Raw genomic sequence first — 22,731 nt, 5'->3', positions numbered from 1 at the left:
CTCATGCTAAGAAGTCGGCATCGCAAGATGCCGACTTTTTCTTTGCCCCTTCCCGACGAGGCCGCGACCGAGCGGCTGGGCGCGAGCCTGGCCGCCCGCCTGCGGCCGCGCGACGTCGTGGCGCTCGAAGGCGGGCTCGGCGCCGGCAAGACCACCCTGGCCCGCGCGATCCTGCGCGCCGCCGCGGGCGAGCCCACGCTGATCGTGCCCAGCCCGACCTTCACCCTGGTCGAGGTCTACGAGACCAGCCGCGGCAGTTTCTGGCATTTCGACCTCTATCGCCTGGAAGAGCCCGAACAGGTCTTCGAGCTGGGCTGGGAAGAGGCGCGCATCGATGGCGTGGCCCTGGTCGAATGGCCGGAGCGGCTGGGCAAGCTGCTGCCGCGCGAGCGGCTCACCATAAGCCTGTCCGTCGTGGGCGAAGGTCGGATCGCGACCCTGCAAGGAGACTCCCGTTTTGGCGAAGACTGAACGCGACCTGCTGCGCGCCGAGTTCGTGAGCCGCGCCGGCTGGGGCGATGCCGGCGAACGGCTGCTGGCGGGCGACGCCTCGTTCCGGAAGTATTTCAGGCTGAGCCGCCCGCGCGGCTCGGCGGTCGTGATGGATGCGCCACCGCCGCAGGAGGATGTGCGACCGTTCGTGCAGATCGCCCGGCACCTCATCGGGCTCGGCCTCAGCGCGCCGGAAATCCTCGCCGAGGATGTCGAGCACGGCTTCCTGTTGCTGGAGGATTTCGGCGACGACACCTACGCGCGGGTCCTGAAGGCCGGCGGCGACGAGGGCGAACTCTACAGCCGCGCCACCGACGTGCTTGTCGCACTCTATCGTGCAGGCGAACGCAGCCTGATGCCGGGCCTCGGCGCCTATGCCGGCGAAGCGTTGATCGAGGCGGCGCTGCTGCTGCCCGAATGGTACCTGCCGGAAGCGACCGGCCGGCCCACTCCCCCCGAGGAGACGGCGCGCTACGTCGCGGCATGGCGCGAATGCCTGGCGGCCCTGCCCGCCACGACCGAGACGCTGCTGCTGCGCGACTATCACAAGGACAATCTCCTGTGGCTGCCCGCGCGGCCGGGCGTGAAGGCGTGCGGCCTGCTCGATTTCCAGGACGCCCAGCGCGGCCACCCCTCCTACGATCTCGTTTCCCTGATCGAGGACGCCCGCCGCGACGTGGCGCCGGCGGTTCATGCCGCGTGCCTGGACCGCTACATCGGCGAGGCCGGCATTGCCGATGCCGCCGGCTTCCGCACCGGCTTCGCCCTGATGGCCGCACAGCGCCATGCCCGCATCATCGGCGTTTTCGTCCGCCTGCTGCGACGCGACGGCAAGCCTGACTATCTGCAATACCTGCCGCGGGTCTGGCGCATGTTCGAACGCTCGCTGGAGCACGAAGCACTGATGCCGCTGCGCGCGTGGGTCGATCGTCTGTTGCCCCCCGAACTGCGACGCATCGGAGCCGACACATGATCAGGAGCGCGATGATTTTGGCGGCCGGCCGCGGCGAGCGCATGCGGCCGCTGACCGATTCGATTCCCAAGCCGCTCATTCCCGTCGCCGGCCGGTCGATGCTGGAGCGCACGATGGACCGGCTGGATCGCAGCGGCGTGCAGAACGTCGTCGTCAACGTGCATCATCTGGGTAACCAGATTGCCGAGCGGATCGGCGGCCGAGCCCGCATCATTCGCGAGGACCGGTTGCTGGAGACCGGCGGCAGCGTCCGCAACGCACTGCCCTTGCTCGGCAACGCGCCCTTCTTCGTGCTGAACGGCGACGGTCTGTGGCGCGACGGGCCGGAATCGATGCTGGGCCGCCTTGCCGAAAAGTGGGATCCCAACCGCATGGACGCGCTGCTGCTGCTGCATCCGCTGGCAAAGGCCATCGGCCGCGAAGAGAAGGATCGCGGCGACTACTATCTCGAACCCGACGGTCGCGCCCGCCATCGCGGCTCGGCCGAGACCGCACCGTATCTCTTTGCCAGCATATCGGTCTGCGACTCGCGCCTGTTCAACGGATCGCCGGAAGGTCCCTTCTCGCTGCTGAAGCTGTGGACCCGCTCGCAACAGGCGGGCCGCCTCTACGGCGTCGTGCATGACGGCGACTGGTTCCATATCGGCACGCCGGCCGCGCTCGCCGAAGCCGAACGCGTGCTGGGATGAAGGGCCTCTTCACCATCGGCACCGAACGCCGTTTCGCCGACGAGCTGGCGCGGGTGGTGCTGGCCGAGCACGGCGGCGATCCGCTTTCTCTCGCGGATGTGCTGATCCTACTGCCGACGCGACGCTCGGTGCGCGCCTTGCGTGAAGCCTTCCTGCGCGCCGCCGACGGCACGCCCACGATCCTGCCGCGCATGGCGCCGCTGGGCGACGTCGATGACGGCGAATGGGAAATCGCCTCCGGTGATGGTGACGCGCTGACGCTGCCACCCGCCATCGACACGGCGGAGCGCGAGGCGCTGCTCGCCCAGTTCGTGGCAGCCTTCAAGGACGACCAGGGACATCCCATCGCACAGTCGGCGGCGCAGGCGCTGAAGCTCGCGCGTGAGCTTGGCCTGTTGCTCGACGAACTCGCCATCGAAGGCGTGTCGTTCGATCAACTCGAAGGGCTGGTCGAAGGCAACTTCGCGAGCCATTGGCAGCGCACGCTGCGTTTTCTCGCGATCGTCGGTGAGGCCTGGCCGCAGCTTCTGACCGAACGTGGGCGGATCGATGCCATCGAGCGACGCACGCTGGCCATTCGCAACCAGGCCACACGCTGGCGCGCAAACCCACCCTCGACGCCGGTGATCGCGGCGGGCTCGACCGGCTCGCAACCTGCGACGCGCGAGCTGCTCGCAACGATCGCCGAGCTGCCGCAAGGCGCCGTGGTCCTGCCCGGTCTCGACCGCGACATGGACGAGGCGAGCTGGAACGTGCTCGATCCGTCGCATCCGCAATACGGCCTGCACGAGTTGCTGGGCGCGCTCGGACGGACACGCGCCGACGTGGCCGAATGGCCCGGTGCCGTCGGCGGCTCGGCCCGTCATTTCCTTCTCAGCGAGTTGATGCGACCGGCGGAGACCAGCGAATCCTGGGTCAAGCCCGAAGCCGCTTCGCTGGAGCACCTGACCCGCGCCGACTGCGCTACGCCGCATCAGGAAGCGCTGGTCGTGGCGCTAGCCTTGCGCAGCGTCCTCGACACGCCGACGCGCACGGCGGCCCTCGTGACGCCTGATCGCGAGCTTGCGCGACGCGTCACCGCCGAGCTGAAGCGCTGGCAGATCGACGTCGACGATTCAGCCGGCGCCTCGCTTGTCGACACGCCCCCTGCCGGTCTCCTGCACGCGTTGATCGCCACGGTCGACGCAGGCTTCGCGCCGGTCGAACTGCTGGCTTTGCTCAAGCATCCGCTGTGTACCCTGGGCCAAGACCGCGCCTTCGTGCTGGACGCGACGCGACGCCTCGATCGCAAATGCCTGCGCGGCCTCAAACCGGCGGCGGGACTGACAGCAATTCGCGCGCGCGTCGCCGAGGCGAAATTCGGCGATCCCGCCGACCGCACGGCCGTGCAGACGCTGCTCGATCAGCTCGATGAAGCTACCTCGGCGCTCGTCGCTCTGATGCAGAGCGACGCCACGCCCGACGCACTGATCGATGCAACCGTCGCCGCGGCGGAGAAGCTCTCGCCAACCGTGACGCTTTGGTCGGGCAACGCCGGCAGTGCGCTGGCCGACGTGCTCGGCCGTCTGCGCACGGCGTGGACAGGCACGCCCGCCATCGCTTCAGGCGAGTGGCCCGGCCTGTTCGCCGCGATGCTCGAGCCCGAGACCATCCGGCCCGCCTTCGGGCGTCACCCGCGCCTGTTCATTTGGGGTCCCCTCGAAGCACGATTGCAGCGCGCCGATCTTCTCGTGCTGGGTGGCCTGAACGAAGGCACGTGGCCGCCGTCGGTCGAGACCGGCCCGTGGATCAATCGACCGATGCGGGCGGCGCTCGGCCTGCAGCAGCCCGAGCGGCGCATCGGCCTGTCGGCACATGATTTCGTGGCAGCCCTGGGCGCCGAGAGGGTGTTGCTGACGCGCGCCGAGCGCGAAGGCGGCGCGCCGACGGTGCCGTCGCGCTGGCTGGCGCGCCTCGATGCCCTGTTCGGCTATGAGCCCGGCGGCAACGCGCCGGTACCGGAATATATCCTGCGCGGGCGGCGCAGCTTCGTCGCCTGGGCCGAAGCGATCGATCGGCCCGACAACTACGCGCCCTGGCTGCGGCCCGAGCCGCGCCCACCCATCGAGGCGCGACCCACGCGTCTTTCAGTCTCCAGCGTGGAGCAGTGGCGGCGCGATCCCTACGGCCTCTACGCGCGGCGCATCCTGGGACTGCAGGCACTCGATCCACTGGAAGCGGAATTGGGCGCGGCTGATCGCGGCAACGCCCTGCACGACGCACTCGACGAATTCTTGCGCGCCCATCCGTCAGGCATCCTGCCGCCCGACGCCGTACGCGAATTCGAAGAGTTGGGCGAAAAGCATCTCGCCGATCTCCTGACCGCGCCGGCGGAGCGCGCCTTCTGGTGGCCGCGCTTCCAGCGGCTCGCCCGCTGGTTCGTTGCCCATGAGAATGCGCGTCGCGCCAACGGCACCAGGCTCCTGACCAGCGAGAGCAACGCCGCGATGACCGTCGGACCTGCTTCGCACCCGTTGCGCATCGAAGCGCGCGCCGATCGGGTCGACAAGCTCGGGCACGGCGACTGGGAGATCATCGACTACAAGACCGGCCGCGTGCCGACCAAGGACGAGCTCGACGCGCTGTTCGCGCCGCAGCTTCTGCTTGAGGCGGCGATGGCCGAGCGCGGCGGTTTCGAGAAGATCACCGGCAAGGCCGAGACGGTGCACCTGTCCTACTGGCAGGCCAATGGATTGGGCGACGGTGGCAAGGTGTCGGAGATCAAGGGTAGCGACGAGCTCGTGGCGAAGATGATGGTGCTGGTCGAGAAAATGGCCGAGCACTTCGCCAATCCCGACACGCCCTATCCCGCGCTGCCTTGGCCCGCCTACGGCCCGCACTTCAACGACTACGCCCATCTCGAACGGGTCGCCGAATGGTCGACGGCGGGCGGAGGCGACGAATGAGCGACGTGCTCGACGCCCTTGCCATCGCGACGAACGCGCAGCGACGCGCGACCACGCCCGATCATTCGGCGTGGGTCGAGGCCAATGCCGGTACCGGCAAGACGAAGGTGCTGACCGATCGCGTGACGCGGCTGCTGCTGGATGGCGTGAAGCCCGAGCGCATCCTCTGCCTCACCTTCACCAAGGCGGCCGCCGCTGAGATGCGCAACCGGCTGGCGCACCAGCTCGGCCGCTGGGCGCTGGGCGATGACGCAAAGCTGGACGACGGCATCGCCAAGCTGATCGACCGTGCGCCCACCGCCACCGAGCGCGTGGTTGCACGCCGCCTGTTCGCCCGCGTGCTCGATGCGCCGGGCGGCATCAACATCCTGACCATCCATGCCTTCTGCCAGGCGCTGCTGAAGCGTTTCCCGCTCGAGGCCGGCGTCGCACCGGGCTTCGAGATTCTGGACGAGGCCGAAGCCCAGACCATCCTGCGCCGCGTGCAGGACGAGCAGATGGAAGCGCTGGCCCGGCTCGATGCGCCTCCAGCACTGGCTGCCGCCTTGGCGTCCGTCGCCGGCAAAGTCTCGATCGCGGAATACGCCGAACTGATGACGAGGCTGCTGAGCGAGCGGGCTTGGCTGCTCGCCCGCATCGGCGACGAGGCTGGTCTTCAAAGGGTCCGCGTACGACTGGCGAAGGAGATGGGCTGCGGGGTCGACGATACGGCCGAGAGCCTGACCGGCAATGCTTGCCTGGACGCGGCGTTCGACGCGGCCGCGCTCGGCGAGGCCGCCCGCGCGCTCGCCAAGGGCGGCAAGCAGGACAAGGTGCGCAGTGCCGTGATGGCGGAATGGCTGGCCTCGACCGACCGGCCGGCGATGCTGACCGACTACGCAGGGGCCTTCTTCACCGCCAAGGGCGAGATCCTGGCGCGACTCGCGACCAAGGCCGCGATTGCCGAGATGCTCGGTATCGAGGATGTGCTGCTGCGCGAAGCCAAGCGGCTGGCGGAGGTCCTCGACCGCATCAACGGCGCGGCGCTCGTCGAGCGCACGCTTGCCCTTCTGCGCCTCGGCCTCGACATCACCGATCGCTATACCCGCGCCAAGCGCCGCCGCGCCGTGCTCGACTACGACGATCTGATCGTGGCCACGCGCCGCCTGCTTGAAAGCGCGGAGAGCGCCGCCTGGGTGCTCTTCAAGCTCGACGGCGGCATCGACCACGTGCTGGTCGACGAGGCGCAGGACACCAATCCCGATCAGTGGGAGGTGATCCGCCGGCTCACCGAGGAATTCTTCGTGGGCGACGGCGCGGTCGGCCGCAGCCGCACCATTTTCGCTGTCGGCGACACCAAGCAATCGATCTTCGGCTTCCAGCGCGCCGATCCGCGCAAGCTGAAGGAGATGCGCGAGTGGTTCGACGAACGCAGCCGCGTCGCCGACCGCATGTTCGTGCCGGTCGAACTCAACGTTTCGTTCCGCTCGACGCCGGCCGTGCTCGATGCGGTGGACTGGGTGTTCGGTGAGATCGAGGCAGCGAAGGGTGTCGCCGAGCCGGGCGACGTGATCCATCTGCCCAGCCGCAAGAACGAGCCCGGCAGGGTCGAACTGTGGCCGCTGGTCGTCGGCAGCGAAGACAAGGCCGACACGACGGATATCGTGGGCGCCGGCAGCGGCGGTGGGCCCGCCCTGCCCCACCAGCGGCTGGCCCAGCTGATCGCCGTGCATGCCAAGGGCCTGATCGGCACGGAGCGACGCGCGCGCGATGGCGAGAAGCTGCATGCCGGCCACTTCATGGTGCTGGTGCGACGACGCAACGAGTTCGTGAACGCGCTGGTGCGCGCGCTGAAGCGCGAGGGTGTCGAGGTGGCGGGCGTCGACCGGCTGAACCTCGGCCAGGAACTCGCCATTCAGGATCTTCTGGCGATGGCGCGCTTTGTCCTGCTGCCGCAGGACGACCTCAACCTCGCCGCTCTCCTCAAGTCGCCGTTGATCGGCCTGCAGGAAGAACAGCTTTTCACCCTGGCCTGGAAGCGCACCAGCCATCTGTGGCGCGCTCTGCGCGAGCGTCGTGCCGAAGCGCCGTTCGCCGCGGCCTACGCGGCCCTGTCCGACTGGCTGCGTCGCGCCGACTACGAAACGCCGTTCGACTTCTTCGCCCGCGTGCTCGGGCCGGAAGGTGGTCGTCGCCGGTTGCTGGAGCGACTCGGTCGCGAAGCCTCCGATCCGATCGACGAACTGCTGGCGCGCGCGCTGCAATACCAGGGCATCGAAGGCGGCTCGCTGCAGGGCTTCCTGCGCTGGTTCGAGACCGGCGGCGGCGAGATCAAGCGCGACCTCGACCAGAACCGGCGGCGCGAGCTGCGCATCCTGACCGTACACGCATCGAAGGGCCTGCAGGCGCCGATCGTCTACCTGCCCGACACGACGCGCGTGCCGCGCGATTCGGAGCGGTTGCTGGCGGGTGCCGAGGGCGAGGCCCGTCTCTGGCTGCCGCGCACCGACGACGCCAACGAAGCGGCGCGCGCCTGGCGCAGCGAGGCCCGCGACCGCGCGCTGGAGGAACAGAACCGGCTGCTCTACGTCGCCATGACCCGCGCCGAGGACCGGCTCTATGTCGGCGGCTGGGTCGGCTCGCGCAAGCCCGACCGCGGCTGCTGGTACGAACGCATCGAGACCGGCCTGCGGGCCAGCAGCGAGGCGGCAGACAGCGACGACGAGCTGCATGCGCGCGCGCGTGCCGTCGCGCGGCCCTTCGACTTCACCGCGGCTCTCGGAGTCGATGGCTGGGAGGGCGATGGCTACGAGCTGATCAACCAGGGCCGGATTATCGAGACGGAGCAACCCGAACTGCCGATCGCCGACGAGGCGCCGTTGCCGGACTGGTGGAGCCAGCCGGCGCCCGAGGAGCCCGATCCGCCGGCGCCGCTCGCACCGTCGCAGCCGCTGCCCGACGAGGCCGCGGCCGAACCGCGGGCCTACAGTCCGCTGATCGCCGACGATCCAAAGCGCTGGCGGCGCGGCCTGCTGTTGCACGATCTGCTGCGACACCTCCCCGGCCTGCCGTCGTCGGCGCGCAGCGACGCGGCCCGCCGCTTCCTCGCCCAGCCCGCGCACGAGCTCCCGCCGGAGGACGTGGAGAGCTGGGCCGCGGAGGCACTGTCCGTCACCGAAACGCCTGCTCATGCCGCGCTGTTCGCCCAGGGATCGCGCGCCGAAGTGCCGTTGATCGGCACGGTGAAGACGGCGCGCGGCACCTTCACGGTGAGCGGCCAGGTCGACCGGCTGGCCGTATCGGCAACGGAAGTCCTGATCGTCGACTACAAGACCAACCGCCCGCCGCCCGACTCAGCCGCCGACGTGGCACTGGCCTATCGCCGCCAGCTCGCGCTCTATCGGTCGCTGCTCCAGCAGATTTATCCGGGCCGCACGGTCCGGGCTTTCCTGCTGTGGACCGCGGCCCCGCGCCTGATGGAGATTTCTGCAGAAACCCTAGATAAATCAATGCCTTATGCCGCTACATCTTGACTCCGGGGGCGTGCGTTCCTAGCTTCTGGGGCAAGGGCGGCGCCGGTCCCTCCGACCGGCCTGTAGTGTTTTTGGGAGAACCCACGATGACCGTTAAAGCAACCGATGCTTCCTTCGAGCAGGAAGTCCTGAAGTCAGACACGCCCGTCCTCGTCGACTTCTGGGCCGAGTGGTGCGGTCCGTGCCGCATGATCGGCCCGTCGCTCGAAGACATCTCCAAGGAGATGGACGGCAAGCTCAAGGTGGTGAAGGTCAACATCGACGAGAACCCGATGGTGCCGACGCGCTACGGCGTGCGTTCGATCCCGACCCTGCTGCTGTTCAAGAACGGCCAGGTCGCCGCCACCAAGATCGGCGCCGAGCCGAAGCAGAAGCTGGTGAGCTGGATCAACACCGTCGTCTGATCCAGTACCGGCTCAGCCGTTGCGGACGAGGACCTCGCCCGCGACGTAAAGCGAGCCGCAGATGAGAATGCGCATCGGCGCGGGCTGGGTGGCCAACAGGTCTTCCAGCGCCGCGCCGATGTCGTTTGCGGGCGCGCAATCGAGCCCGACATCGGCGGCCTTCGCACAGGCCTCCTGTGGCGTGTAGGCGGCATGACCTTCGGGAAACGGGATCGCGCGTGCCGCCGTGGCGTAGCGCGCCAGCGGCCGCAGGAAGCCCGACGCGTCCTTGGTGGTCTGCATGGCGAAGATCAGATACAGCGGCAGCGCCGCCGGTTCCTTCGCCCACTCCGCCGCCATCCGGCCGAGCACGATGCCGCAATCCTCGTTGTGGCCGCCGTCGAGCCACAGCTCGCAGCCGGGCGGCAGCGAGCTCGACAGCGGGCCCGTCGTGAGACGCTGCAGGCGAGCCGGCCATTCGACCGATGCGAGCCCCGTGCGAATTGCGGTATCGCCGATGTCGAAGCGCGCCGCCCGCAGCCGCTCGATGCAGGCGATCGCGGTCGCCGCGTTGTCGATCTGGTGCGCGCCGATCAGTGCCGGCGCCGGCAGGTCGAGCGTGAGCAGATCGCTTTCGTAGCGGAAACCCGCCTCCTGCGGGATCACCTGCCACTCGCGGCCCATGCGGAACAGGGGCGCCGCGAGCTTGGCCGCCTCGGTCTCGATGACCTGCGCACTGATCTCCCGCTGACGGCCGATCACCGCAGGCGTCGCGCGCTTCAGGATGCCGGCCTTCTCCCAGGCGATGCCTTCGAGCTTGTCGCCGAGAAAGCCCGTATGGTCGTAACCGACCGGCGTGATGGCCGACAGAACGGGCTCGATCACGTTGGTGCTGTCGAAGCGGCCGCCCATGCCGACCTCGATGATGCCGAGTTCGGCCGGCACGCGCGAGAAGGCCAGGAACGCGAGCGCCGTGGTGATGTCGAAGAAGGAGATCGGCGTGTCGCCGTTGGCCTCCTCGCACTCGGTCAGCAGCTCGTCGAGCACGTCGTCCTCGATCAACTCGCTGGCGACGCGGATGCGCTCGTTGAAGCGCACGAGATGCGGCGAGGTATAGACGTGGACGCGATAGCCCGCGGCTTCGGCCATGGCGCGCAGATAGGCAACGAGCGAGCCCTTGCCGTTGGTGCCGGCGACATGGACCAGCGGCGGCAACTTCGTTTCCGGCGATCCCAGCCGCTTCAGCAGCCTCTCGATGCGCTCCAGTCCGAGGGTGATGACCCTGGGATGGTGGCTCATCAGACGCTGAACGATCGGATCGTTCGCGGTCACGTCAGCGATCCATTCAGCGTGCAGTCGAGACCGCGAGCGGGCGGTTTTCGACGACGAGCGGATCCATGAACAGCGAGACCATGCGGATCAGGGTCTCGCGCAACTTGTGGCGATGCACGACGGCATCGACCATCCCGTGCTCCAGCAGATATTCGGAACGCTGGAAGCCCGGCGGCAGTTCCTGGCGGATCGTGTCCTGGATCACGCGAGGACCGGCAAAGCCGATGATCGCGTCGGGCTCGGCGATATGGACGTCGCCCAGCATGGCGAACGAGGCCGAGACGCCGCCGGTCGTGGGATCGGTCAGCACCACGATGTAAGGCAGTCCCGCTTCCTTGACCTTGCGCACCGCGATCGTCGTGCGCGTGAGCTGCATCAGCGACAGGATGCCCTCCTGCATGCGCGCGCCGCCCGAGGCCGAAAAGACGATCAGCGGCGCCTTGCGCGCGACCGCGAGGTCGGCCGCCATGACGAGGCCCTCGCCCACGGCCGTGCCCATCGAGCCGCCCATGAAGCCGAAGTCGAGCAGCGCCAGGATCGAGAGGCGGCTGCCCATCAGGCCGCTCGCCACGACCAGCGCGTCGGTCGAGCCCTCGGCCTTGGCCTGGGCTTCCTTCAGGCGCGCGTCGTAGCGCTTGGTGTCGCGAAACTTGAGCGGATCGGCATTGACGCGCGGCAGCGGATGCAGCTCGTACTTGCCCTCGTCGAAGAGGAACGGCAGCCGCTTCAGCGGCCGCAGCCGCATGTGGTGGCCGCAGTGATTGCAGACCTCCTGGTTGGCTTCCCAGTCGCGCGTGAACAGCATCTGTTCGCACTTGGGGCACTTAACCCAGAGATTGTCCGGCGTTTCCTTGCGCGCGACCAACGCACGCAGCTTGGGCCGGACGAAATTGGTCAGCCAGTTCATGGGCGCGGTATCGCACGAATGAGGGGACGGGCCAAGGTCAGCGCCAGAACCCGCTAAAGGGGGCCGCCATGTCCGAAGGTTTCTTCACGACGCAGAAGGATTTCCGGGCCTGGTACTCGGCACAGAGCTTCTGCGCCGCCTCGGGCTGCAGATCGGCGATGATGGCCGCCTGTTTCGTCACCTGGTTCGACGCGACCGGCAGGATCCATTCCTTCCCGGCCTGAGCGACGCCCATCGCCAAGAGTCTCGCCTGTCCGGCATCGAACGCGGTCTTGGCGCTGCGCCAGTCGCCGAACGTCCCCAGCCAGACCGCATCGCCCGGCATGTCGTAGCGGATCGTGCCGCATTCGCCGTAGGGCAGCACGGTCGCCGGGCCGCCCTCGCCGTTGCGCAGCTGCCAGATCTTCTGGCGGCTGCCGCCGGTCTTGAGCGCATAGGCCTCGTCGAACAGCCGGACCAGGAACTCGTCGCGCAGGTCGGAGCGGCGGAAGCCGAAGGCCACGGCGACCAGCCGCCGGCCGTCGCGCACCGCGCTGCCCACGATGTTGAAGCCCGAGGCGCAGATGAAGCCGGTCTTGAGGCCATCGGCATAGGGCGAATAGAGATCGAGGAACTTCACGCCGGGCCCGATGCGCTGCTTGCCCAGCATGAAATCCTTGGTACGGAAGTAGCCGTAATACTCGGGGAAGTCCTTGATGAGCGCGAGCGCCAGGATGGCCATGTCGCGCGCCGTCGTCACCTGCCCCGGATCGGGCCAGCCGTTGGCGTTGCGAAAGGTCGTGGCCGTCATGCCCAGGCGCTTTGCGGTCTCGGTCATGCGCTGGGCGAAAGCCGGCTCCGAGCCGGAGATCTGCTCGCCGAAGGCGGTGGCGACATCGTTCGCGGAGCGGGCGACCAGCGCCTGGATACCCTGCTCCACCGTGATGGTGTGCCCCGGCGCCAGGCCGAGATGGGAGGCCGGTTTCTTCCGCGCATTCTCCGAGAAGGGAAGCGTCGCGGCGAGCTGCAGCCGGCCAGCCTTCAATTCCTCGAAGACGATGTAGATCGTCATGATCTTGGTGAGCGATGCCGGATACCACAGCGCGCCGGCATTGCGGTCCATGAGGGCCTCGCCGGTCGCCACGTCGACGACGACATAAGGGCCCGCGGGAACCGGTCCGGTCGGCGAGGCGACCGTGGCGATCTGGGCCCGGGCGGAGGCCAGCGACAGGGCGAACAGGCCCAGAATGCAGAACAGAAGACGCACGTTCATTGCCATCGAAGCCGGAGGGGATACGAGCATACGCCCTTCCAACGGCCCGCGGGAGGCATTAGATCGGAGGGATGCTCAAGGTCATGATCGCCCCCGTCACCCCGTTTCAGCAGAATTGCTCCATCGTCTGGTGCGATGAAACCATGGAGGGAACCGCCGTGGATCCCGGCGGCGACTTCGACATGCTGAAACAGGCGATCGACCAGCAGGGCATAAAGGTGACGAAAGTCCTGCTGACCCACGGCCATGTCGACCACGCCTCGGCCGCCGGCACCATGGCCGAGCATTACGGCGTGAAGATCGAGGGCCCGCACGAGGACGACCTGTTCCTGATCGAGGGCCTGCCCGACTCCGGCAGGAAGTACAATTTCCCGGTCTACAAGCCGTTCGTGCCCGACCGCTGGCTGACGCACGGCGAGACGGTGAGCCTCGGCAACGTCACCTTCGACGTGGTGCACTGCCCGGGTCATACGCCCGGACACGTCGTCTTCGTGAACAAGCCGTCCAAGGTCGCGTTCGTCGGCGACGTGCTGTTCAGGGGCTCGATCGGCCGCACCGATTTTCCGCGCGGCAACCACGACCAGCTCCTCGATTCGATCCGCCACCGCCTGTGGCCGTTCGGCGACGACATCACCTTCGTACCCGGCCACGGCCAGACCTCGACCTTCGGCTGGGAACGCAAGACCAACCCTTACGTCGCCGATCTCAACTTCGAAGATTAGGACGGGTCAGGGATTGGCTGTCGTCCTGAGCGCAGCGAACGACCAGGCGAAGCGACCGAAGGACTCCTTGGCCGGCATGAGATCCTTCGCTTCGCTCAGGATGACAGGAGTGCTTCAGGCCTTCCGCACGCCGCGCACGCCGTCGGCCAGGGCCTTGATGTAGGCGAACACGCCGGGGACGAGATCGGGCTTGGCCTTGCCCTCGTCGTCGAGGCCCGCCTTCACGCGCTCGACGATGGCCGAGCCCACGACCGCGGCATCGGCGTGACGCGCGATGGCAGCGGCCTGATCCGGGGTGCGGATGCCGAAGCCCACGCCGATCGGCAATTCGGTGTGGCGCTTGATCCGCTCGACATGGGTGCGCACCGCTTCTTCCGTCGCCGAACTGGTGCCGGTGATGCCGAGCACCGAGACGAAATAGACGAAACCGGAGGAGTACTTCAGAACCGCCGGCAGGCGCTCGTCGTCGGTGGTGGGGGCCGTCAGCAGCACCGTGTCGATGCCGGCCGCGACCGCATAGGGCTTGAGTTCGTCGGCCTCTTCCGGCGGCAGGTCGACCAGGATGAAACCGTCGACACCGGCGGCGGCGGCATCCTTGCAGAAGCGCTCGGGGCCGCGCTGGTAGACGAGATTGTAGTAGCCCATCAGCAGGATCGGCGTGTCGTTGTCGCCGGTTTCCTTGCGAAAGCGACGCACCATGTCGAAGGTCGCATCGACGGTGATGCCGGCCTTCAGGGCGCGCTGGCCCGCGAGCTGGATCGACGGGCCGTCGGCCATCGGGTCGGTGAAGGGCATGCCGAGTTCGATGAGATCGGCGCCTGCCGCGGGCAGGCCCTTCAGGATCTGGTAGCTGACGTCGAGGTTGGGATCGCCGGCGGTGACATAGGTGACGAGACCGGCACGTTTGTCGGCCTTGAGCCGGGCGAAGCGCTTTGCAATGCGGCTCATGGTCAGATCTTCATCCCAAGGCGTTCGGCAACGGCAAAGACATCCTTGTCGCCGCGTCCGCAGAGATTCATCACCAGCAGATTGTCCTTCGGCAAGGTGGGCGCGAGCTTGATCACATGCCCCAGAGCGTGGGCCGGCTCGAGCGCGGGAATGATGCCCTCCAGCTTGCACAGCATCTGGAAGGCCGCGAGCGCCTCGTTGTCGGTGGCCGACACATACTCGATGCGGCCCGCTTCCTTCAGCCAGGAATGCTCGGGCCCGATGCCGGGATAGTCCAGACCGGCGGAAATCGAATGCGCCTCGGTGATCTGGCCTTCCTTGTCCTGCAGGAGGTAGGTCCGGTTGCCGTGCAGCACGCCCGGGCGGCCACCCGTGAGCGACGCGGCATGTTCGCCGGTCTCCACACCCTTGCCGCCCGCCTCGACGCCGACGAGGCGAACCCCCTTGTCGTCGAGGAACGGATGGAACAGGCCCATGGCGTTCGAGCCGCCGCCGATGCACGCCACCAGCGTGTCGGGCAAACGGCCCTCGGCCTTCATCATCTGCACGCGAGTCTCGTTGCCGATGACGCACTGGAAATCCCGCACCATCGCCGGATAGGGATGCGGGCCCGCCACGGTGCCGATGCAGTAGAACGTGTTCTCGCAGGTCGCCACCCAGTCGCGCAGCGCCTCGTTCATGGCGTCCTTGAGGGTGGCCGAACCCGCGGTCACGGCGCGCACCTCGGCGCCCAGCATGTTCATGCGCACGACGTTGGGCGCCTGCCGGTCGACGTCGACGGCGCCCATGAAGACCACGCAGGGAATATCGAACAGCGCGCAGGCGGTGGCGGTGGCGACGCCGTGCTGGCCGGCGCCCGTCTCGGCGATGACCCGCGTCTTGCCCATGCGCTTGGCCATCAGGACCTGGCCCAGCACGTTGTTGATCTTGTGGCTGCCCGTATGGTTCAGCTCGTCGCGCTTGAAGTAGATCTTGGCGCCGCCCAGCTTCTCGGTCAGGCGCTTGGCGTAGTAGAGCGGGCTGGGGCGGCCGGCATAGTGCTCGAGCAGATAGTCGAGCTCGTTCTGAAACGACGGATCGGCCTTGGCCGCGCTGTAGGCCTTCTCCAGATCGAGGATCAGCGGCATCAGCGTCTCGGCGACGTAGCGGCCGCCGAAAATGCCGAAATGCCCACGCTCGTCGGGGCCGGTGCGGAAACTGTTGGGTGCGCTGGGCATTGGTCTTCCTGTCGGGAGCGGCCGGCTTAGCAGTCCCGGCTGGGGTCGGTCAAAAGCCCTAGATTTTCTTCTTCTTGGCAGCCTTTACCTTCGGCGCAGCCTTGGGCTTTGCGGCCGGCCGTGCGGCGGCGACCCGCGGCGGCGGAGCATCGTCCTCGATCTCGATGATCACCTCGATCTCGACCGGGATGCCGCGCGGCAGCGAGCCCATGCCGACTGCCGAGCGGGCATGGCGACCTTTCTCGCCGAACACTTCGACGAAGAGATCGGAGCAGCCGTTGATGACTTCGGGATGGCTGCCGTATTCCGACGTGGCGTTGACCATGCCCAGCACCTTGACGATCCGCTTCACACGATCGAGGTCGCCCAGTTCGGCCTTGAGGGCGCCGAGGATGCTGAGGCCGGTGTCGCGCGCGAGGCGATTGGCCTGTTCGAGCGAGAAGTCGCGCCCCACCTTGCCCACCGGCAGCGGCTTGCCCGGCAGGCCCGGCCCCTTGCCCGCCATGTAGAGCAGGTTGCCGGTGCGCACGGCATTGACGTAGCTGCCCAACGGCGTGGTCGGCACGGGCAACTCGATGCCGAGTTCCTTCAGCCGCTCTTCGATCTTCATGCCGCCTGCTCCTTACAACGCTTTTACTGCGCCCACGAAGGCGCGGATAAGTTCAATCGATTTCACACCGCGGCTCGATTCCACACCAGAAGAAACGTCGACGGCGGGCGCACCGGTCACGCGCACGGCGTCGGCGACATTGGCCGGCGTGAGCCCGCCGGCGAGGAACCACGGCACCGGGACGATGCGCCCCGACAGGATCGACCAGTCGAACGCCGTTGCGTTGCCGCCGGGCAGCGTGCCATCGGCCGCGTCGAACATCAGGCGATCGGCAACGCCGGCATAGGCGGCGATGCCGCGATCGACGTCGGCCGGCACCGCGACCTTGATGGCCTTCATCACCGGCTTGCCCGTCCGCGCCTTGAGGGAGGCGATCCGCTCGGGCGTCTCCGACCCGTGAAGCTGCAGCATGTCGATCGCGCCCGTCGCCAGGCGCGCATCGATCAGCGCATCGTCGGCATCGACGAACAGGCCGACACGGATCACGGAGCGCGGCACGCGCTTGCCGAGCGCCGCGAGCAGATCGAGCGATTCGACGTGGCGCGGCGAACGCGGAAAGGTGACGAAGCCCACGAGACTCGCGCCGGCCTCGACGGCCGCATCGACCGTTTCGGGCGTCGACAGTCCGCAGATCTTGGCTTCGACGGTCACGGCCCGACCATCACAGGTCGTTGACGCCGGCCTCGCGCGCGATCGCTTCGGCGGCGGCGCGCGGATCGGCTGACTGATAGATCGGCCGGCCGACGACGAGGTTGGTGGCGCCGAGATCGACCGCCTGGCGCGGCGTCATCGCCCGCTTCTGGTCGTTGGCGGCACTGCCGACGGGGCGAATGCCCGGCACCATCAGCACGAAGTCGGGACCGCAGCGCTTGCGCAGCGCTTCGATCTCGAGCGGCGAGCAGATTACGCCGTCGAGGCCGCTTTCCTGGGCGAGAGCCGCAAGGCGCACCACCTGGTCCGACGGATCGGCGTTGACGCCGGTCGCCTCGAGATCGGACCGGTCTAGCGACGTGAGCACGGTGACGCCCAGCAGCCTCGGCCTCGCGACGTTCTGCTTGGCCGCCTGCGCACCCGCCTCGTCGACCGCCGCCTTCATCATCTCGCGACCGCCGCCCGCATGGATCGTGATGAAGGTCGGCGCGAGTTCGACCACGGCGCGGATGCCGCCGGCCACCGTGTTGGGAATGTCGTGCAGCTTGAGATCGAGGAAGAAGCCCACGCCGGTCGCGCGGACCGGCATCGGGAAGGCGTAGCGCACACCCGGCGCGCCATGGGCCAGGAAGAATTCGAGGCCGAGCTTGATGCCACCGACGGCCGGCTTCGGCCCACCGGCGATGCTCTGGATCAGCCGGGTGGCATGCGCAAGATCGGTGGTGTCGATGCTGCAGTAGACGGGATTGGCGCAGGTCTTCATGGCGGGCGCAACCTAATGGCCACGCCCCCTACCAGCAATCGGGAATTCAGCGCGGCTCAGCCGCTGCGGACCCGGCGAACCGCGTCCTTCCAGCCGGCATAGCGCCGGTCGCGGGCGGCGCTGTCCTCGGCCGGTTTGAAAGCCCGGTCGAGCACCCAGGTCTCGGACAGGGCCTCCAGCGAGGGCCACAGGCCGGCCGCAAGGCCCGCGAGGAACGCCGCGCCCAGGGCCGTCGTCTCGGTCACTTCCGGTCGTTCGACGGGCGTGCCCACCGTGTCGGCCAGCCGCTGCATCAGCGGATCGTTCACCACCATGCCGCCATCGACCCGCAGCTCGTCGATCTGGGCGCCGTCGCCGCGCATCGCCTCCAGCAGGTCGCGGGTCTGGTAGCAGACCGAATCGAGCGTGGCCGCGGCGATCTCGCCGGGCCCCGAATCGCGCGTCAGGCCGAGGATCGCGGCGCGCGCCTCGGGATCCCAATGCGGCGCGCCGAGGCCGACGAAGGCCGGCACCATGTAGACGCCATGACCATCCCGGGCCGCGGCGGCGACCTTCTCCACGTCCGAGGACTTCTCGATGAGCTTCAGGCCGTCCCGCAGCCACTGCACGGCTGCACCCGCGATGAAGATGCTGCCCTCGAGCGCATAGGTACGCCGGCCGTCGAGTTGATAAGCGATCGTCGTGAGCAACCGATGCCGCGAATGCACAGCGATACTGCCGGTATTGAGCAGCGCGAAGCAGCCGGTGCCGTAGGTCGCCTTCACCATGCCGGGCTTGATGCAGGCCTGTCCTACGGTGGCGGCCTGCTGGTCGCCCGCCATACCGAGAATGGGCACCGCTGCACCCAGGATCTTCGCATCGGCGACACCCAGCTCGCCCGAACAGTCGACCACCTTGGGCAGCATCGAGGCCGGCACGCCGAGGATCTTCATCAGCTCGGCGTCCCAGGTGCCCTTGCGGATGTCGAGCAGCAGAGAGCGGCTGGCATTGGTGGCATCGCTCGCATGCACCTTGCCGCCGGTCAGGCGCCACAGCAGGAAGCATTCGATGGTGCCGGCCGCAAGCGCGCCCTTCTCCGCCGCGGCGCGGGCGCCGGCGACATGGTCGAGGATCCAGGCGATCTTCGTTCCCGAGAAATACGGATCGAGCAGCAGGCCGGTGCGGTCGGTGAAGAGCTTCTCGTGACCGTCATTCTTCAGAACGGTGCAGCGATCGGCGGTGCGACGATCCTGCCAGACGATGGCGTTATGGATCGGCTTGCCGGTAGCGCGGTCCCAGACGATCGTCGTCTCGCGCTGGTTGGTGATGCCGATGCCCGCCAGCGCCTTCGGATCGAGTTTCGCCTTGGCGAGCGCTCCGCGGCAGACTTCGACCGTCGCCGACCAGATCTCTTCCGGGTCGTGCTCCACCCAGCCGGACTTCGGGAAGATCTGGGGTAGTTCCTTTTGCGCCGAGGCCACGGGGCGTCCCGTGTCGTCGAACACGATGGCGCGGGTGCTGGTCGTACCCTGGTCGATGGCGAGGACGTGGCGGACGGGCATGCCGGATTAGAACACACCAGCTTTTGGCTGGCATCTTCGTCTTTGTACGTTCCGTGCGGGCTCTCGCGCTTGATTACAAGCGCTGCCGCCCGCCAGCGCCTTCAGCTTCGCCGAAGGCGCTTTAGTGCGCGCGATCGATGGCGAAATCGACCGCTTCGAGCAGCGCGGCCTTGAGCGGCGTGCCGGGAAACAGGCCCAGCGCGTCGCGTGCCATGGCGCCATAGTGGCGCGCCCGCTCCAGCGTGTCGGCCAGCGCGCCATGGCGCTCGATCAGGCTGTACGCCTGTTCGAGGTCCCCGGGACGCTGGTCGAGCTTCTCGATCGTGCGCTTCCAGAATTCGCGATCGACGGCGCCGCCGCGCAGGAAGGCCAGGATCACCGGCAGGGTGATCTTGCCCTCGCGGAAGTCGTCGCCGACCGACTTGCCGAGCTTGGCCTCGCGACCCGAGTAATCGAGCGCATCGTCAACGAGCTGGAAGGCGATGCCGAGATTCATGCCGAAACTCTGCAGCGCCACGCGCTCGGGGCCGTTGCGGCCGGCCACCATGGCACCGACCTCGGCCGCTGCGGCAAAGAGTTTGGCGGTCTTCGCCTTGATGATCTCGAGATAGGTCGCCTCAGGCGTACTGATGTCGCGCTGGCTGACGAGCTGCAGCACCTCGCCCTCGGCGATCGTCGAGGAGGCATTGGACAGCACGCCGAGGACATCGAGCGAACCGACCTCGACCATCAGCTCGAAGGCTCGCGTGAACAGGAAATCGCCGACCAGCACCGAGGCCTTGTCGCCGTACACCGTGTTGGCGGTGGGCTTGCCGCGGCGCAGCGCGCTCACATCGACGACGTCGTCGTGCAGCAGCGTGGCGGAATGGATGAATTCGACGCAGGTCGCGAGCTTGATGTGACGATCGCTGGCTTCGCTGTAGCCGCACAGCCGCGCCGCGGCGACCGTCAGCAACGGGCGCATGCGCTTGCCGCCGGCGCCGACCAGATGGTTGGCGAGTTCGGGGATCAGCGGGACCTGCGACCGCATGCGCGCGACGATCTCGCGATCGACCCGCGCCATGTCGTCGGTGCACAACGCCAATAGCGGTTCGAGGCTGGGCGACTTGCGCTTGCCTTCGAGGGAGACGACGGTTGCCATGACGGGAGACCAACTCTCCGATGAAGCCTGTTATTGCGACATGTTATCGAAGCAGATGAGTAGCATGGAATCCGCGCCGACCGAAAACACGGTAATGGGCGGCCGCGTCAAACTCTTGCAGCCCCGACGCGGATACCGGATCGCGGTGGATGCGGTGCTGCTCGCGGCGGCCGCCGAAGCGAAGGCCGGCGAGAGCGTGCTCGATCTGGGAGCCGGCGTCGGCGCCGTCGGCCTTTGCATCGCGGCGCGTGTGCCGGACTGCCAGATAACCGGTATAGAGTTGCAGTCGGAGCTGGCCGCATTGGCCGAGCGTAATGTTGCACTCAACCATGCCGGGGACCGCGTGAGAACGCTCGTTCACGATCTGGCGGCGCCGCTCCCGGACGGCCTTGGCCTGTTCGACCATGTCACGACCAACCCGCCCTATCTGGCCGCTGCCGTCGCCGATCCGTCCCCCGATCGCAGCAAGGCCCTGGCGACCGTCGAATCGAGCGCGGACCTCGTCCGGTGGCTGACGGTGGCCGCCGGGGCGCTGAAACCTGCAGGAACCCTGCTCGCCATACATCGCAGCGATCGGCTGGAGGAGATCGTCGCAATCCTGGCCAGACTTGGCTGGGGCGATGTCACCGTGAAGCGCCTGCCGCCGGCCGCGCGCGTGCTGGTCCGTGCCCGCCGCGGGTCGGGCCTGCGCCGGCGGGAGGCCGAACCGCTGGTGCTGCACCGGCCTGAGGGCGGCTACACCGACGAGGCCGAGGCGATCCTGCGCCACGGCCGGCCGCTTGCCTTCTAGAGGCGGCGCCGCGACAGTGCCCGCCATGTTGGATTGGGTCAGGAATCGTTTTCGCCGCGGGTCGGTCGTGCCCGTCGTTCGCCTCTCCGGCGTCATCGCCAACGGCGGCCTGCTGGGAGGCCGCAGCCTGTCGATTGAATCGGTCGCGCCGCTGCTCAGGCGGGCCTTCGAGACGCGCGGCGCCCGGGCCGTCGCCCTGGCGCTCAACTCGCCGGGCGGCTCGCCCGTCCAGTCGGCTCTGATCGCGCAGCGCATCCGGCTGCACGCCCGCGAAAAGGGCCTGCCCGTCATCGCCTTCGTCGAGGACGTGGCCGCCTCCGGCGGCTACTGGCTGGCCTGCGCCGCCGACGAGATCATCGCAGATCCCAGTTCCATCGTCGGTTCGATCGGCGTCATCAGCTCGGGCTTCGGCTTCCAGGACCTGATGACGCGCATCGGCGTGGAGCGCCGCGTCCATACGTCGGGCGAGAACAAGTCGATGCTCGATCCCTTTCGCCCGGAGCAGCCGGAGGATGTCGTGCGTCTCAAGCGCCTCCAGGCGGAGATCCACGACGGCTTCAAAGACTGGGTCCGCGAGCGGCGCGGCAGGCTCCTCAAAGGCGACGAGAACACCCTTTTCAGCGGCGAGTTCTGGACGGCGCGGCGCGGCATCGACCTCGGCCTGGTAGACGGGTTCGGCGAGTTGCGCGCGACCTTGCAGCAACGATACGGCGACAAGGTGCGCTTGCCCGTCATCGGTCCGCGTCGCCGCTTGCTGTCGCGCTTCGGCCTGCAAGGTGGGCTCGGCGGCGGCATCGACATGATCGGACCCGCTACGCTCGCCGCCCTGGAAGAGCGGGCGCACTGGCAGCGTTTCGGACTCTAGGAGAGACTTGCGATGAACCTTCGTACCCCCGTCACCGCCGACGATCTCGCCGCCGTGCGCCAGTGGTTCGACACGCTGTCGAGGCACTGCCGCGACGTCGACTACGAGGGCGCGCGGCCGATCTTCGCCGACGACATGATCGCCTTCGGCACCTTCACCGACTTCATGCATGGTCGCGAGCTGGCCGAGCAGAAGCAGTGGCGCAACGTGTGGGGCACGATCCGCGAGTTCCGCTACGACCTGTCGAAGATCGAGGCCATCGTCTCGGCCGACCGGCTGACCGCCGTCGGCATGGGCGTGTGGCAGTCCTACGGCTTCCATCCCAACGGCGACCGCTTCGACCGGCCGGGCCGCACCACCACCGTCATGGGACGCAAGGCGGTGGGCGACCCGTTCGTGGCCACCCACACGCATATGTCGCTGTTCCGCGGCACGCCGGACCGCAGTTATGGCAACTTCGCGAAAAGCGAAGTCGTCTGAGACTCAAGCCGCGCTGGTCAGCTTCAATCCGATGATCCCCGCCACGATCAGGCCGATCGAGGCGAGGCGCGGCAGGTCGGTCGCTTCGCCAAACAGGAAGATTCCGAGGATTGCCGTGCCGACGGCGCCGATGCCCGTCCATACCGCGTAGCCGGTTCCGACCGGCAGCGTCTTGAGCGCAATGCCGAGCAGGACCACGCTCACGACCATCGCCGCACCGGTGAGGACCGACGGCGCCAACCGCGTGAAACCGTCGGTATATTTGAGGCCGATCGCCCAACCGATCTCGCAGAGACCGGCAATCAGAAGAATGAACCAAGCCATCGGACGCACCCTTTGCAAGAAGCCGGGTCGTCCCGACGCTTGCCCCTCGAAGGCGGGGTCGTCCCCGCCGGGCGCAAGGTCACCTAGGCAGATCGTGAAGACGGCGCAAGGCGTTACGGCGGCGCAACGCCAAGGATCCCTCACTGCGTTCGGGATGACACTATTTTTGTCATCCCGAACGCAGTGAGGGATCC

At 67.8% G+C, this 22,731-nt stretch carries 21 protein-coding genes; 10 read left to right on the top strand and 11 right to left on the bottom strand.

Features of this window, described 5'->3' with window-relative positions; translation table 11 throughout:
• The first annotated feature begins 27 nt into the window (after window positions 1-27).
• From tsaE to trxA, 6 genes are all read left to right on the top strand, one after another.
• The gene (tsaE, locus tag KQ910_RS09425) at window positions 28-471 is read left to right on the top strand and encodes a tRNA (adenosine(37)-N6)-threonylcarbamoyltransferase complex ATPase subunit type 1 TsaE (protein WP_216958741.1); all 444 of its coding nucleotides are present in this window, start codon (window positions 28-30) and stop codon (window positions 469-471) included.
• Entirely contained in the window at window positions 458-1,465 is a 1,008-nt protein-coding gene (locus tag KQ910_RS09420; protein WP_216958726.1) for an aminoglycoside phosphotransferase family protein, read from the top strand. The genes tsaE and KQ910_RS09420 overlap by 14 nt, the downstream gene beginning before the upstream one ends.
• Entirely contained in the window at window positions 1,462-2,154 is a 693-nt protein-coding gene (locus tag KQ910_RS09415) for a nucleotidyltransferase family protein (RefSeq protein WP_216958723.1), read from the top strand. The genes KQ910_RS09420 and KQ910_RS09415 overlap by 4 nt, the downstream gene beginning before the upstream one ends.
• A complete protein-coding gene (addB, locus tag KQ910_RS09410; protein WP_216958720.1) occupies window positions 2,151-5,099 on the top strand; it encodes a double-strand break repair protein AddB in 2,949 nt (982 codons plus the stop codon). Before KQ910_RS09415 ends, addB begins: the two co-directional genes overlap by 4 nt.
• Window positions 5,096-8,611, top strand: a complete 3,516-nt coding sequence (gene addA, locus KQ910_RS09405) for a double-strand break repair helicase AddA (RefSeq protein WP_216958717.1) — start codon at window positions 5,096-5,098, stop codon at window positions 8,609-8,611. Before addB ends, addA begins: the two co-directional genes overlap by 4 nt.
• An 86-nt stretch (window positions 8,612-8,697) precedes the next feature.
• The gene (gene trxA, locus KQ910_RS09400; protein WP_068195424.1) at window positions 8,698-9,015 is read left to right on the top strand and encodes a thioredoxin; all 318 of its coding nucleotides are present in this window, start codon (window positions 8,698-8,700) and stop codon (window positions 9,013-9,015) included.
• 12 nt (window positions 9,016-9,027) lie between these two features.
• Here trxA and KQ910_RS09395 read toward each other — a convergent pair whose 3' ends face one another.
• From KQ910_RS09395 to KQ910_RS09385, 3 genes are read right to left on the bottom strand one after another with little or no spacing between them, the layout of a single operon-like run.
• Window positions 9,028-10,326 (bottom strand): bifunctional folylpolyglutamate synthase/dihydrofolate synthase, encoded by a 1,299-nt coding sequence (locus KQ910_RS09395; RefSeq protein ID WP_216958714.1) that lies wholly within the window; start codon window positions 10,324-10,326, stop codon window positions 9,028-9,030.
• Between the two features lie 13 nt (window positions 10,327-10,339).
• Complete coding sequence (gene accD / locus KQ910_RS09390) at window positions 10,340-11,233, bottom strand: acetyl-CoA carboxylase, carboxyltransferase subunit beta (RefSeq protein ID WP_216958713.1); 894 nt, start codon at window positions 11,231-11,233, stop codon at window positions 10,340-10,342.
• A gap of 37 nt (window positions 11,234-11,270) precedes the next feature.
• Window positions 11,271-12,515, bottom strand: coding sequence for a D-alanyl-D-alanine carboxypeptidase family protein (locus KQ910_RS09385; RefSeq protein WP_216958710.1), 1,245 nt, complete (start codon window positions 12,513-12,515; stop codon window positions 11,271-11,273).
• A gap of 53 nt (window positions 12,516-12,568) precedes the next feature.
• Between KQ910_RS09385 and KQ910_RS09380 the strand changes: the two genes are divergently transcribed.
• Window positions 12,569-13,207: an MBL fold metallo-hydrolase gene (locus tag KQ910_RS09380; RefSeq protein WP_229600363.1), complete on the top strand. Its 639-nt coding sequence runs from the start codon at window positions 12,569-12,571 to the stop codon at window positions 13,205-13,207.
• 114 nt (window positions 13,208-13,321) lie between these two features.
• Here the strand turns inward: KQ910_RS09380 and trpA are convergent, their stop codons facing one another.
• The 7 genes from trpA to KQ910_RS09345 all read right to left on the bottom strand — a co-directional run bounded on the left by trpA (window position 13,322) and on the right by KQ910_RS09345 (window position 20,078).
• The gene (trpA, locus tag KQ910_RS09375; protein WP_216958705.1) at window positions 13,322-14,155 is read right to left on the bottom strand and encodes a tryptophan synthase subunit alpha; all 834 of its coding nucleotides are present in this window, start codon (window positions 14,153-14,155) and stop codon (window positions 13,322-13,324) included.
• A 2-nt stretch (window positions 14,156-14,157) separates the two neighbouring features.
• Window positions 14,158-15,372, bottom strand: coding sequence for a tryptophan synthase subunit beta (trpB, locus tag KQ910_RS09370; RefSeq protein WP_216958702.1), 1,215 nt, complete (start codon window positions 15,370-15,372; stop codon window positions 14,158-14,160).
• 58 nt (window positions 15,373-15,430) lie between these two features.
• Complete coding sequence (locus KQ910_RS09365; protein WP_216958699.1) at window positions 15,431-15,982, bottom strand: RidA family protein; 552 nt, start codon at window positions 15,980-15,982, stop codon at window positions 15,431-15,433.
• Between the two features lie 12 nt (window positions 15,983-15,994).
• Window positions 15,995-16,633 carry a phosphoribosylanthranilate isomerase gene (locus KQ910_RS09360; protein WP_216958697.1) on the bottom strand — a complete coding sequence of 213 codons (639 nt, stop codon included), beginning with the start codon at window positions 16,631-16,633 and terminating at the stop codon, window positions 15,995-15,997.
• A gap of 10 nt (window positions 16,634-16,643) precedes the next feature.
• Window positions 16,644-17,396, bottom strand: coding sequence for an orotidine-5'-phosphate decarboxylase (pyrF, locus tag KQ910_RS09355; protein WP_216958694.1), 753 nt, complete (start codon window positions 17,394-17,396; stop codon window positions 16,644-16,646).
• Between the two features lie 56 nt (window positions 17,397-17,452).
• Entirely contained in the window at window positions 17,453-18,937 is a 1,485-nt protein-coding gene (gene glpK, locus KQ910_RS09350) for a glycerol kinase GlpK (protein WP_216958691.1), read from the bottom strand.
• A 121-nt stretch (window positions 18,938-19,058) separates the two neighbouring features.
• Window positions 19,059-20,078: a polyprenyl synthetase family protein gene (locus KQ910_RS09345; protein WP_216958688.1), complete on the bottom strand. Its 1,020-nt coding sequence runs from the start codon at window positions 20,076-20,078 to the stop codon at window positions 19,059-19,061.
• On the opposite strand from KQ910_RS09345, the gene KQ910_RS09340 reads away from it, so the two are divergent.
• From KQ910_RS09340 to KQ910_RS09330, 3 genes are read left to right on the top strand one after another with little or no spacing between them, the layout of a single operon-like run.
• Window positions 20,077-20,868 carry a tRNA1(Val) (adenine(37)-N6)-methyltransferase gene (locus tag KQ910_RS09340; RefSeq protein WP_216958673.1) on the top strand — a complete coding sequence of 264 codons (792 nt, stop codon included), beginning with the start codon at window positions 20,077-20,079 and terminating at the stop codon, window positions 20,866-20,868. The two genes, KQ910_RS09345 and KQ910_RS09340, sit on opposite strands and share 2 nt — an antisense overlap.
• Before the next feature lie 25 nt (window positions 20,869-20,893).
• Window positions 20,894-21,733 carry a S49 family peptidase gene (locus tag KQ910_RS09335; protein WP_216958670.1) on the top strand — a complete coding sequence of 280 codons (840 nt, stop codon included), beginning with the start codon at window positions 20,894-20,896 and terminating at the stop codon, window positions 21,731-21,733.
• Between the two features lie 12 nt (window positions 21,734-21,745).
• On the top strand, window positions 21,746-22,213 hold the full coding sequence (locus KQ910_RS09330) for a YybH family protein (RefSeq protein WP_216958667.1): 468 nt from the start codon (window positions 21,746-21,748) through the stop codon (window positions 22,211-22,213).
• A gap of 3 nt (window positions 22,214-22,216) precedes the next feature.
• Here KQ910_RS09330 and sugE read toward each other — a convergent pair whose 3' ends face one another.
• Entirely contained in the window at window positions 22,217-22,537 is a 321-nt protein-coding gene (gene sugE / locus KQ910_RS09325) for a quaternary ammonium compound efflux SMR transporter SugE (RefSeq protein ID WP_216958665.1), read from the bottom strand.
• Window positions 22,538-22,731: the final 194 nt, after the last annotated feature.

The sequence above is a fragment of the Reyranella humidisoli genome (assembly GCF_019039055.1).
Taxonomy (GTDB): Bacteria; Pseudomonadota; Alphaproteobacteria; order Reyranellales; family Reyranellaceae; genus Reyranella; species Reyranella humidisoli.
This window is presented reverse-complemented; position numbering and strand designations above follow the sequence as displayed.

Coding starts and splice junctions, on each gene's coding strand:
- KQ910_RS09335 (WP_216958670.1), top strand. CDS start 20,894: ATGTTGGATTGGGTCAGGAATCGTTTTCGCCGCGGGTCGGTCGTGCCC.
- tsaE (WP_216958741.1), top strand. CDS start 28: ATGCCGACTTTTTCTTTGCCCCTTCCCGACGAGGCCGCGACCGAGCGG.
- KQ910_RS09330 (WP_216958667.1), top strand. CDS start 21,746: ATGAACCTTCGTACCCCCGTCACCGCCGACGATCTCGCCGCCGTGCGC.
- KQ910_RS09380 (WP_229600363.1), top strand. CDS start 12,569: ATGATCGCCCCCGTCACCCCGTTTCAGCAGAATTGCTCCATCGTCTGG.
- KQ910_RS09345 (WP_216958688.1), bottom strand. CDS start 20,078: ATGGCAACCGTCGTCTCCCTCGAAGGCAAGCGCAAGTCGCCCAGCCTC.
- addA (WP_216958717.1), top strand. CDS start 5,096: ATGAGCGACGTGCTCGACGCCCTTGCCATCGCGACGAACGCGCAGCGA.
- accD (WP_216958713.1), bottom strand. CDS start 11,233: ATGAACTGGCTGACCAATTTCGTCCGGCCCAAGCTGCGTGCGTTGGTC.
- sugE (WP_216958665.1), bottom strand. CDS start 22,537: ATGGCTTGGTTCATTCTTCTGATTGCCGGTCTCTGCGAGATCGGTTGG.
- trpA (WP_216958705.1), bottom strand. CDS start 14,155: ATGAGCCGCATTGCAAAGCGCTTCGCCCGGCTCAAGGCCGACAAACGT.
- glpK (WP_216958691.1), bottom strand. CDS start 18,937: ATGCCCGTCCGCCACGTCCTCGCCATCGACCAGGGTACGACCAGCACC.
- KQ910_RS09340 (WP_216958673.1), top strand. CDS start 20,077: ATGACGGGAGACCAACTCTCCGATGAAGCCTGTTATTGCGACATGTTA.
- addB (WP_216958720.1), top strand. CDS start 2,151: ATGAAGGGCCTCTTCACCATCGGCACCGAACGCCGTTTCGCCGACGAG.
- KQ910_RS09415 (WP_216958723.1), top strand. CDS start 1,462: ATGATCAGGAGCGCGATGATTTTGGCGGCCGGCCGCGGCGAGCGCATG.
- pyrF (WP_216958694.1), bottom strand. CDS start 17,396: ATGAAGACCTGCGCCAATCCCGTCTACTGCAGCATCGACACCACCGAT.
- KQ910_RS09365 (WP_216958699.1), bottom strand. CDS start 15,982: ATGAAGATCGAAGAGCGGCTGAAGGAACTCGGCATCGAGTTGCCCGTG.
- trxA (WP_068195424.1), top strand. CDS start 8,698: ATGACCGTTAAAGCAACCGATGCTTCCTTCGAGCAGGAAGTCCTGAAG.
- trpB (WP_216958702.1), bottom strand. CDS start 15,372: ATGCCCAGCGCACCCAACAGTTTCCGCACCGGCCCCGACGAGCGTGGG.
- KQ910_RS09385 (WP_216958710.1), bottom strand. CDS start 12,515: ATGCTCGTATCCCCTCCGGCTTCGATGGCAATGAACGTGCGTCTTCTG.